The 10,415-nt window shown below is 41.6% G+C and carries 14 protein-coding genes; 2 read left to right on the top strand and 12 right to left on the bottom strand.

Annotation, left to right across the window (positions count from 1 at the left end):
* Positions 1 to 19: 19 nt before the first annotated feature.
* From EA408_00440 to EA408_00430, 3 genes are read right to left on the bottom strand one after another with little or no spacing between them, the layout of a single operon-like run.
* Positions 20 to 220, bottom strand: a complete 201-nt coding sequence (locus EA408_00440) for a DUF418 domain-containing protein (GenBank protein ID TVR75373.1) — start codon at positions 218 to 220, stop codon at positions 20 to 22.
* Positions 221 to 862 carry a hypothetical protein gene (locus EA408_00435; GenBank protein ID TVR75372.1) on the bottom strand — a complete coding sequence of 214 codons (642 nt, stop codon included), beginning with the start codon at positions 860 to 862 and terminating at the stop codon, positions 221 to 223.
* Positions 862 to 1,356, bottom strand: coding sequence for a sigma-70 family RNA polymerase sigma factor (locus tag EA408_00430; protein TVR75371.1), 495 nt, complete (start codon positions 1,354 to 1,356; stop codon positions 862 to 864). The genes EA408_00435 and EA408_00430 overlap by 1 nt, the downstream gene beginning before the upstream one ends.
* Positions 1,357 to 1,915: 559 nt before the next feature.
* Here EA408_00430 and EA408_00425 point away from each other — a divergent pair.
* Positions 1,916 to 2,269 carry a carboxypeptidase-like regulatory domain-containing protein gene (locus EA408_00425; GenBank protein TVR75370.1) on the top strand — a complete coding sequence of 118 codons (354 nt, stop codon included), beginning with the start codon at positions 1,916 to 1,918 and terminating at the stop codon, positions 2,267 to 2,269.
* On the opposite strand, the gene EA408_00420 is transcribed toward EA408_00425, so the two are convergent.
* The 9 genes from EA408_00420 to EA408_00380 all read right to left on the bottom strand — a co-directional run bounded on the left by EA408_00420 (position 2,238) and on the right by EA408_00380 (position 9,524).
* Positions 2,238 to 2,558 (bottom strand): nucleotidyltransferase domain-containing protein, encoded by a 321-nt coding sequence (locus EA408_00420; protein ID TVR75369.1) that lies wholly within the window; start codon positions 2,556 to 2,558, stop codon positions 2,238 to 2,240. The two genes, EA408_00425 and EA408_00420, sit on opposite strands and share 32 nt — an antisense overlap.
* The gene (locus EA408_00415; protein ID TVR75368.1) at positions 2,537 to 2,914 is read right to left on the bottom strand and encodes a HEPN domain-containing protein; all 378 of its coding nucleotides are present in this window, start codon (positions 2,912 to 2,914) and stop codon (positions 2,537 to 2,539) included. The genes EA408_00420 and EA408_00415 overlap by 22 nt, the downstream gene beginning before the upstream one ends.
* Positions 2,915 to 3,467: 553 nt before the next feature.
* Positions 3,468 to 4,523: a hypothetical protein gene (locus tag EA408_00410; GenBank protein ID TVR75367.1), complete on the bottom strand. Its 1,056-nt coding sequence runs from the start codon at positions 4,521 to 4,523 to the stop codon at positions 3,468 to 3,470.
* Positions 4,524 to 4,953: 430 nt separating this feature from the next.
* Positions 4,954 to 6,255, bottom strand: coding sequence for a DUF418 domain-containing protein (locus tag EA408_00405; GenBank protein TVR75366.1), 1,302 nt, complete (start codon positions 6,253 to 6,255; stop codon positions 4,954 to 4,956).
* Positions 6,256 to 6,339: 84 nt separating this feature from the next.
* Positions 6,340 to 6,984, bottom strand: a complete 645-nt coding sequence (locus tag EA408_00400; protein TVR75365.1) for a hypothetical protein — start codon at positions 6,982 to 6,984, stop codon at positions 6,340 to 6,342.
* Positions 6,981 to 7,475, bottom strand: a complete 495-nt coding sequence (locus EA408_00395) for a sigma-70 family RNA polymerase sigma factor (GenBank protein ID TVR75364.1) — start codon at positions 7,473 to 7,475, stop codon at positions 6,981 to 6,983. The genes EA408_00400 and EA408_00395 overlap by 4 nt, the downstream gene beginning before the upstream one ends.
* A gap of 101 nt (positions 7,476 to 7,576) precedes the next feature.
* A complete protein-coding gene (locus EA408_00390) occupies positions 7,577 to 8,056 on the bottom strand; it encodes a GNAT family N-acetyltransferase (GenBank protein TVR75363.1) in 480 nt (159 codons plus the stop codon).
* A gap of 30 nt (positions 8,057 to 8,086) precedes the next feature.
* Positions 8,087 to 8,968 (bottom strand): alpha/beta hydrolase, encoded by an 882-nt coding sequence (locus EA408_00385; protein ID TVR75362.1) that lies wholly within the window; start codon positions 8,966 to 8,968, stop codon positions 8,087 to 8,089.
* Positions 8,969 to 8,975: 7 nt separating this feature from the next.
* Positions 8,976 to 9,524 (bottom strand): hypothetical protein, encoded by a 549-nt coding sequence (locus EA408_00380; protein TVR75361.1) that lies wholly within the window; start codon positions 9,522 to 9,524, stop codon positions 8,976 to 8,978.
* A gap of 329 nt (positions 9,525 to 9,853) precedes the next feature.
* On the opposite strand from EA408_00380, the gene EA408_00375 reads away from it, so the two are divergent.
* Complete coding sequence (locus EA408_00375; GenBank protein TVR75360.1) at positions 9,854 to 10,108, top strand: hypothetical protein; 255 nt, start codon at positions 9,854 to 9,856, stop codon at positions 10,106 to 10,108.
* The last annotated feature ends 307 nt before the right edge of the window (positions 10,109 to 10,415 follow it).

The following is a 10,415-nucleotide window of genomic DNA, read 5'->3' as shown; positions in this document are numbered from 1 at the left end:
CAACCTGGTAGTGAATAACTCATTTCTTCATGGGCTGCATTTTCCTGTATGTAAGTGATCCCCACAACCATTCAAATGGCCCGAACCTGTAATATTTCAACCAGTACTGGCTCCAGATGATCTGTATAATATAAATACAAACTATCAGGATAATACCCTGCCATACATTCACCTGTCCATACAACCCTAACCCGTAACTATAAAAAAGTATACAATACATTTAATCAGGTTCATTAGCCGGTTTATCTTCATCTTCATTCAATTCATGTACCACAGTCCTGAGTTCTGTCAGATCATTCTTGTAGGCGTATTTTTGTGCCCAATGTGTCCATAGAATAACCAAAGGAACCAGGGTGACCATGAGAATGCCGGTAACCAGCAAAGTACGTAGTTCAAATTCAATCTGGCCAAAACTTCCTTTATTAAGCAATTGCACATAAAGCACACCTGCAATCAGGCCAAGGGGTATTGTGAATTGAGCCCACAACCTTTCCATTTTCAGGATCCTGACCACACCGTTATAATAATTTAAAAGGACTGTCCTTGTATTGAGTGAAAACTCATTTTCTCTTTTGATCTTCAGGTAAAGTCTGCCGGAATATATTAAGTTGGCAGCCATCATTAAAAACATTAATCCAATCAAAGCAAGAACAGGAGGCTGGGAAATATGGACAATAGCGGCCACTACAAGAGCGACCATAAAAAAAATAGTCCAGTAAAGCCCAAGCTTCAGCTTCAGGCCAAGCCTGGCAAGCAGCATATCAGACCTGTTGGTATTTATTTTTCCATCAGCACCATCAGGCAGGCGCTTTTTATCAAAGTCACTGCTTAATTCATTCCAGATATTCTCAATATTATCCATTAAAAAATATTTTTTAGTTTATCAATTAATTTCGTTTTTATCCTGTGTATCCTTGTAGCACTGTTTTCTTTGGAAAGGCCCGTTATTTCAGCTATCTCTTTATAGTTGTAACCTTCAAGATAAAGGGTAATTATAAACCTGTCTGTTTTGGATAGCTCTTTTATTGCTGTTATAAGGGCCATCTTTCCATCATTTGGAAAAGGTGAGCTGTCAGCCTTTTCTATAACCTCCTCGTTGAAGCTTTCTGTATTCATCCGGCTTTTATTCCTTCTGTATACAAGTGCTGTATTAAGGCCCACCTTATAAAGCCAAGTCGAGAATTTTGATTCATTCCTGTACAAAGGATATGATTTCCAGCTCTGATAGAGTATTTCCTGCAGCAGGTCTTCACCATCCTCCTTTCTGTCAGTGTAAATTGCTGCTATTTTATGGATCAGTCCTGCGCAATCACTGATCCGCGAAAGAAATTCAGCTTTTTTTTCCGAATGGGACATTTCAATAGTCTTTTTGCAATATTAGTATCAGGTGGTCTTGAAAATTTACATTTAATATGCAAAATTTTTTATCAACATAACCATATCCATTATCAGCAGGCATATAAAAAATCTGCCCCATACAGCACCTATCAATTCTGCGCCATCCATTGCTATAATACCAAAATCAGGTGTACCCCAACCTTCTACATATTTCGAACTTTCAGGCAGGTCGAGAATGAATTTTGGAAAAGGCCTTTCTCCATCAGGGACAAACAGTGCCTATCAGGACCTGAAGACGCACCTGTTATTATATTTCTTCATAGCTTTGGAATGGATCAAAGGACAGGATATTTGAGAAACAAAAAGAGGTATCAATGCATGCCTGATCGGTTTTTATTGATTGGTTCCTCAGCTTATCCATCCGCCTACTCAATTCACCTGGCGAAATTCACAGTTTATCTACCTTTTTTTCCAGCATCTATCTGCACTGCATATTTGCATCACAACCGTAATATTAAACCCAATCACTGCAGCCTTGCACTTCATCTTTGTTAAAATCATGTAACCAAAAAATAAAATGAAGACTATATTAACAGTACTTGTGTTCGCCTCACTCATTGCCAGAGACATAAACGCCCAGACTTACATTTCTGGAACAGTTACAGACAGAAACGGCAATACTCTTCCCGGGGCTAATGTATATCTGAAAAACTCATATGATGGTGCCTCAACTGATGCTAACGGCACCTTCTCTTTCTTAAGCAACCTTAACGGGAGTCAAACAATTTTGGGATCATTTCTTGGTTACGCACTCCAGGAACAGCAAATACTCCTGACAGGTGACAGCATTGAAGTGAACTTTTTACTCAGGGAACAATCAAATTCAATTGCAGATGTAATCATAATTCAACTTCAATCCCATCCTGTTTAACTATTTGTAGCAGAGGTGACACCTCATCATTTAAAAATTGATGAAGACCGACTGTATATGGTTCAATACGGGTGTCCACCTTTCTCGTGAATGACCATGCCTTAATATTTGCTTCTTCATCACTGTTGTCAAACGATTCTGAAACCAGCATTACGTCAATATCGCTATCAGGACCGGCTTCTCCACGGGCATGACTGCCGTACAAAAAGGCTTTTTCAACAGGAATGCCTGACAGGTTTAACAGCGTGCAGTATTTCTTCAATATTTTTATAATTTCGCTTTTAGCCATTGGAACAAATCTTTAGTTTGATTCAAAATATCTTTCGATTTTATTTTTGAAGGAATCTTGGGGTAATACCCGGGATAGCGACCTTCCAATTGATAAAACATCAATGTATCACACAATAATAATTGCGATTCTGAAAGAGCCAAATCGGTTTTTTCTATCAGGAAAGACAAGTTATGAATCTTAGGCGGCAAATTACCTGTGCATCTTACAACATGTGCCTTAATTGCTTTTTCAATACATAAATGACATAAAAACAATCCAAAGAGAATTTTCTGGTTCCTGATTAATAATCCGGCTGTTTCCAGATCATCCTCAGATGAATTGATCCAGTATTCTATCTGTTTTTTGATATCCATATATACATTACTGATATTAATCCAAAATTACAATTTTTTGTTTGTCTTATCATTTATCTGCATCAACAATTCTTAAATAAGCATATACAGAACTATCAGCAGGGCAGTAGAAAAAACAGATGTTTCAACTCCCTATTCGGTCGAATGGTATACCCATAACTGGCGCGGAAGTTTTGAAGGATTCGCACCAACCCCGGCTGCCCTGATGAGCAAGTTGCCCAAGGAGGTGCCCGGATTGAGGAACTGTCATATGGTGGGACAATGGACAACCCCCGGCGGAGGGATCCCGCCTGCAGGGCTGGACGGACGAAACCTTGCCATTAAACTGTGTAAGAGAGATAAAAAACTGTTTCACACCGGTATCTTATCTTTATCAGCATAATCAAGGACCGGCGTAACAAGACTTCTGAAAGCCCCCTTCCCTCTCATGCTTTCATCAACAGCTACAATCTTTATTCTGTAAAATCGTCCGCTCACAACTCCTCCTGCCAGCTGAAACTAAATACATTGCCGGCTATTTTTCCTCCTCAATCATATGCCGATTATCTTTTTTCTATCTCTTTCCTGCAGACAATAATTCTCCCGGCATCATCACCCGGCCAGATACCGGATCAACATCCTGATCAGCCTCCTGATCAGCTACCTCGCCATTTTCAACCATTGCCTCCCTTATCACCTCCTGATAGCTCCCCCAGCGAGACATTTTCACATTGAGTTTCCTGCCGGTTTCAAGAACTTCACTCCAGCCGTGCATCATTTCATACTTTCCGTGTTCATAATGCCCCCTCACCATGTTCATTTCATCTTCGGCAGAGAACATTTTTCTGAAAAGGGGAACCAGGATGGACAGCGGCAAATAAAGAATATTTATAGGTGATATGAACAGCGGCCTCATACCCATTTTCCCGCAGACCCTCAAACCTTCCCTGGCCGTGAGTATCATCTCACGCACCCTGGCTTTATCCGCCAGCACTTTTTCCGGTCCACCGTACTTAAGAAACAAACCTATACCGGAGGCTTGCTGAATATGATGGGATATGATCCAGTTATCAATTTCCCTGGTGGGTTTGGGTTTAAACCCTGCTGTTTGCAACAGCTCCAGGACAGGCTCTACCAGCATTTTTTTATGATCACTATCAGCGCTTTCAATTCTGGTGTGACCATCATCAAATATAATGGTATCTATTTCGCCACCCCTGTTAGCACCCCCAACCATATGGGGAAAGCCAAGTATAAAGCGGTCAGGGCTAAGGTACCTGTTCACCGTTTCCCTGCATTTCCATGTGTTCTGCAATATAAACACCGTACCTGTATTAAGTGTGCTAATCATTTCAAGCACCTGGTCAAGCTGATGGCTGTTAACTGAGACTATTATCAGGTCATTATCATCAGGTATATTACCCCCGGTAAACACGGCAGGCCGGAATAATTCAGTGCCGGTAATTCTTCTTCTGTTTCGTTTATCGACATAATTGATCAGTATCCCGGACTCCCTTGTGCTGTTTTCTTTGCCGGCCCTGACGAGCACCCTTGCATCATGCCCGGCTTCAGCAAACTTCCACAGGTATGTTGTGCCTATTACTCCGGTTCCGATTGAAAGTATCTTCATAAACAAAACTTTACTGGTTATTATTAAAAATCAGCCGGCAGCCCTTGTATTCGCATAAATCAATATAACTCCGGCAGAATCAATCAACTACCAGCCAAAAAAAATGCTGATAAAGCGCGGATTCCTGTTGACCTGGTGCCTGCGGAGATGAAGGATATCTCTTCAGAGATCATTTGCAAGGGGCTCATGTACAAGATAATTTTTTTTAAATCTTGAATGTTTTCAAAAATTGCACCAATTTCAAGTAACCGAGGTAATTTCCATAAAAAGGATAACTGAAACCTCTTTTATTAAATCCGCATATTATACTGCTATACACTATCGCGATTGTTGATGGTGATAAACTCTCTGAATTGAAAGTATACCCTCCTTAGCCCCCTGTTTTCAGGTAAGCGGGGAATGGGTACAATTCAACCTGGTAGTGGATAGCTTATCTCTTCAGGGGCTGCATTTTCCAGTATGTAAGTGATCGCCACAACCATTCAAATGGCCCGAATCTGTAATATTTCAGCCAGTACTGGCTCCAGATGATCTGTATTATATAAATACAAACGGTCAGGATAATCCCTTGCCAGACATTCACCTGTCCATACAACCCTAAACCGTAACTATAAAAAATTGTAGTTGCAATTATTGACTGGGTAAGATAATTGGTAAGAGCCATTCGGCCTGTTACGGCAATCCTTTCCGAAAGCCATGAGAACCATCCCCTGTGAATACATAGTGCAATAAGCGAAATATAGACGAAAGTCATCGACGGACCGCCAATGGCAAATCCGGCGTTAAGAATTATCAATTCCAGGTCGGGCATTGTATGACTGGTCCGGGGAGCATATTGAGCCAGGAAAAAATTCGCTATCAGGGCTATTGGGAGACTGATAAAGAGGAGTTTTTTAAAAAATCCGGTGTTTTTTCCGATATCTGCAAGATACCCCTTCCTGCCGAAAACCATACCGACAAGGAACATACCCAAAACAAAAGGGAAAAAGAATAATATCCCTCCAAGTATATAGGAATACTCCGTCAGCCTCATGGAAATGATCTCCGGAAAGCTGCCCTGCGAATAAGTGAGTATTGCCTGCCGGGTCAACTCACTAAATTGTGCTTCCTGCTGGGCAAATCCATCCTGCATTTCACCCGCAATTTCAGGAATTGAAAGCAAAAAATTAATAAAGCCGGCCATCAATGCAGTTAAAACTACAGGCAGCAACATAAAAACCCCGGCCCATATCAGGATGGTGCGAGTGGACTTCCGCCTGAACCAGACCAGGACAAAGCCGAATAATGCATAGATCACAAGGATGTCACCATACCATAGCAACAACACATGGAGAATCCCGATGGCCAGTAAAATCAGGAGCCTGCGCCGGAAAATCGTCAGAATGGCACGTCCTGCTTCATCAGCTTTCTGCAGGAAAAGGTAGAATCCCATTCCAAAAAGCAAAGAAAAAAGCACATAAAACTTGCCGTGAAAGAAAAAATCAATTAACCAGTTGGCACCGGAATTTACCGGGTCGGCCCACAGCCTGCCCTCTCCCATGGTAATTGTAAATGGGACGTTAAAAAACTGCATATTCACCATGAGTATGCCTAACAAGGCAAATCCCCGTAAAACATCAAGTATTACGATTCGCTTCCTTTGTTCGACAGGCTGAAGCAATGTGCCGGAGTCAAGAGTTTTCCCTGTTGTTTCCGGATTCACAGTTTCCTGAAATGTTGTTTCTATGTTCATTGCAAAAATTAATTAATTGATCAGTTTATAAACAAATATAACACCCTGTGGGAATATTCACCATGTCCGGTATTATAAAATGGATCATTCCGGATTATTAACCGGGTTTTCTTCATCTTCATTCAATTCGTTTATCACAGTCCTTAGTTCTGTCAGATCATTCTTGTAGGCGTATTTTTGTGTCCAGTGTGTCCATAGAATAACCAGGGGAACCAGGGTGACCATGAGAATGCCGGTAATTAGCAGAGTACGCGGTTCAAATTCAATCTGGCCAAAACTGCCGGTATCAAGCAATTGCACATAAAGCACACCTGCAATCAGGCCCAGGGGTATTGCAAATTGAGTCCACAACCTTTCCATTTTCAGGATCCTGACCACACCTCTATAATAATTTAAAAGTACTGCCCTTGTATTGAGTGAAAACTCATTTTCTCTTTTGATCTTCAGGTAAAGTCTGCCGGAATATATTAAGTTGCCGGCCATCATTAAAAACATTAATCCAATCAAAGCAAGAACGGGGGGCTGGGAAATATGCACAATAGCTACCACCCCAAGAGCGACCATAAAAAATATGGTCCAGTAAAGTCCAAGCTTCAGCTTCAGGCCAAGCCTGGCAAGCAGTAGATCAGACCGGTTACTGTTTATTTTGCCATCAGCACCGTCAGGCAGGCGCTTTTTATCAAAATCACAGCTTAATTCATTCCAGATATTCTCAATATTATCCATCATGCAATATTTTTGAGTTTAACAATTAATTTAGTTTTTATCCTGTGTATCCTTGTAGCACTGTTTTCATTGGAAAGGCCCGTTATTTCAGCTATCTCTTTATAATTGTAACCTTCAAGGTAAAAAGTGATAATTAGCCTGTCTGTTTTGGATAATTCCTTTATTGCTGTCATAAGGGCCATTTTCTCATCATTCGGAAAATGTGAACTGTCCGATTTTTCGATATCCTCATCATTTAAACTATCAGTGTTCATCCGGCTTTTGTTCCTTCTGTATACAAGGGCTGTATTAAGGCCCACCTTATAAAGCCAGGTTGAGAATTTTGATTTGTTACTGTATGAAGGATATGATTTCCAGCTCTGATAGAGTATTTCCTGCATAAGGTCTTCACCATCCTCTTTTCTGTCAGTGTAGAGTGCCGCTATTTTATGGATCAGTCCTGCGCAGTCACTGATCCGCGAAATAAATTCAGCTTTTTTTTCCGAATGGGTCATTTGAATAGTCTTTTTGCATTATTAGTATCAGGTGATCCTGAAAATTTACATCTGGTCTGCAAAAATTTTCACGATTCAAATTTTAATTGATGGCAGTGTCGTTACAGAACTTTTTTCATTGTATATGCCGTGTTGACCTCATCGATTATGGAAAAGCCCATTTTCAGGTAAAAGCGGGCGGCAGGATTGCGCTTGTCCACACTCAGGGAGACAGCATTATATCCATTCCTTTTTGCAAGCATGAAGAATTTGTTCATCAATTCGCTGCCAATACCCATGTCTCTGCAGCTGCTTTTCACAGCCAAAGTAAGCTCAGGAGTCCTGTCGTCAACATATCCATATCCTTTATTTGCATGCATAAATAATCTCCCCCATACAGCACCTATCAATTCTGCGCCATGCTGTGCTATAAGACCAAAATCAGTTGAACCCCAGTCTTCTATATACTTTGAAATTTCAGGCAGGTCGAGAATGTATTTCGGAAAAGGCTTTTCACCCTCCGGAACAAACAAAGCCTCGTACAGCATTTCCCTCAGAAAGAGGTAGTCGTTTTCGGAGATTTGACGGTAACTAATATCCATTTTGCGTTGTGCTTTACAGGAAATAATGAATCAATTAAAAAACTCCTCCAGCAACCGGTGAACCCTCTTCCTGTCAGATTTAACATTAAAGCACATATGTGAGCTCTCATCCAGAAGCACCGGCCTCTCAAGATTTGCAAAGATCTTCTCAGCCCTTTTAAGCACTTTTCTCCCGGGAAACATCACATCCCGGCCGGCAGCAATTACCATTACCGGTCCATTGAAGCGGGCAAGCTCGTCTTCCCTGGCATTGCGCGGCATCTCGGCTTTAACATCAACGTGTTTAAAAACCGCCTCGACCATTTCCAGGGTATCTTCATCGATATCATCGGTGTTGATCAACGGTCTGACAGCTTTTACAAGGTTTTCCTTTCGGGGAAACATACGGTATCTGATCATCGGCAAGCCGAGTTTCATAATGATACTTAGCAGCGAGCTGTTTGCAATGCCTGATGGCACAATGAATGCAGCCCTTTCTATACATTCAGGTTTAACTGCAGCCAGTCTTGCAAGTATGCCTCCACCATAGGAAATCCCAATAGCACCAGCCCGATCTGGCCCGATCCCCCCGATAACATCAGCGGCCCATTCACCATAACTGTTGTCGCTGGAAGAAAGCACCGTTTGCGCACTCCTGCCCGGGTGACCGATCGTGTCGGGGGCATAGATCCTGAAATTTTTCAGTAAATGCAGGAAGGCCTTCAGGTTGTACGGGTTGGTGGAATTACCACCGTGAAAGATCACAACCGGCTTCCCCTTCTTGTTGCCTGCTGTGATCATATGGGTATCCCCGAACCTGGTTTGGATGAACCGGGAATCATATTCAATGTTCAATGATCTCAGTTGCCTGTCATAGATATCCATCAGGATCTTCTCTCCCTCAGGGCTTTTGTAAATAGTGTCTGATGCCATATGCTGGTTATTTATTTACTACCTCTTTCCTGTAGACGATTTTTTTGCCCGGAATATCGTAAATTTCCATCACCCAGCCATCTTCATTAAATCCCTTTTCCCGAACGAACCTGTTCATGGCGGGGTAAACTTTCATTATGCCCATCATGACCGATAGTTTTCCCCGGTAAGGAAACTCGGTAACTATATATTCCTTCTCGGGGAGGGTCTTTATGTTGTATTTGCCTTCAAGCTTTTTAAGTATTGCCGGGTCAGGATCTTCGAGAATATTGCCAACCTCCGACCTGAGCCTGCTCTTCTCAACCTTTTGGGGGTTGTCGTAGTATATCCCGAACCCCCTGAATGTTTCGACTCCCTCCTCATTCAGCAACGAATAATATATCTTGTCAATCGGACCTGCACTTTTGCTGTAATCGCCGGTCTGCTCCACATATACAAGGGTCTCTCCGCCCTGTTTTTCTATATTGAAGTCAACCCTTCTCAAGCCACCGTAATAGATGAACAGGGCTGCAACAATTACCACAACCAGCCCCAGGATGATCAATGCTATCTTCATTTTCTGTAAATTTTAAATTAATGTTTAAAAGAAATCAATTCAACTACCAGCCAAAAAAATGCCAAACAAATCAGTTTGCAGGATTTCAACTCCTTAGCTCTGTAATGAAATAATAACTACCCTTTTAATGGCCTAAATCACACATTGTTCTGTCCGCTCCCGTACACTAATGTTTCAGAAACGAACACAAAATTATTGCTACAAATCTGTCGACATCTTTCCAGGCAACTGCAATCCAGACACATACCTCTTGTGGCACGGTTTTATATTAACTTAGTGGCAAAATATTCACAGTAATACACTTTTCGAATCCATCAAACATAAACAAAATGAACAAGATTGAAAGACCTCAGCTCTTGCCCTACCTGGGGAGATTTACGCTGCTGTTCCTGCTGATGTTCGGACTGACGGCTTTGGGCTCCCCCCTGTTCCTGCCGGAATTCCTTTTGTTCGAAGGAACTTTTAATGAGTTTCTCAAGGATCTTGTTATCGGCATCCCTGTGATCGTTACCCAGATGCTGGTCTTCTCCGCTATCTTCTTCTGGTGGCAGAGAAAAGCGGCTAAGAAAAAACGAAGAGCATAGCGCTTAAAGCAGGATTAAAACAATAGAATTGGTAATCCTGCCGCTCATACACCATTTTTAAGCCATCCGGAAAATTTTTCAGTATCATAAAGGAAATTAAAAACCAGCATTAGAAAAAATGTTACAATGGAAAAAACTTCTTTTGAACACTCCCTTTTTAAGTCTGTTTCCCTGCATCTTTTACCTGGCATAATGGCCGGCATATGCTATTTTTTGCTTGTGCCAGTTGTAAAATCAAATGGATACCCTTCGGTAATGGCTCTTTGCCTTGCCGGATTGCTTATACTGATTCCATTTCAATTGGGCG

Source organism: Marinilabiliales bacterium (assembly GCA_007695015.1).
Classification (GTDB): domain Bacteria; phylum Bacteroidota; class Bacteroidia; order Bacteroidales; family PUMT01; genus PXAP01.
This window is presented reverse-complemented; position numbering and strand designations above follow the sequence as displayed.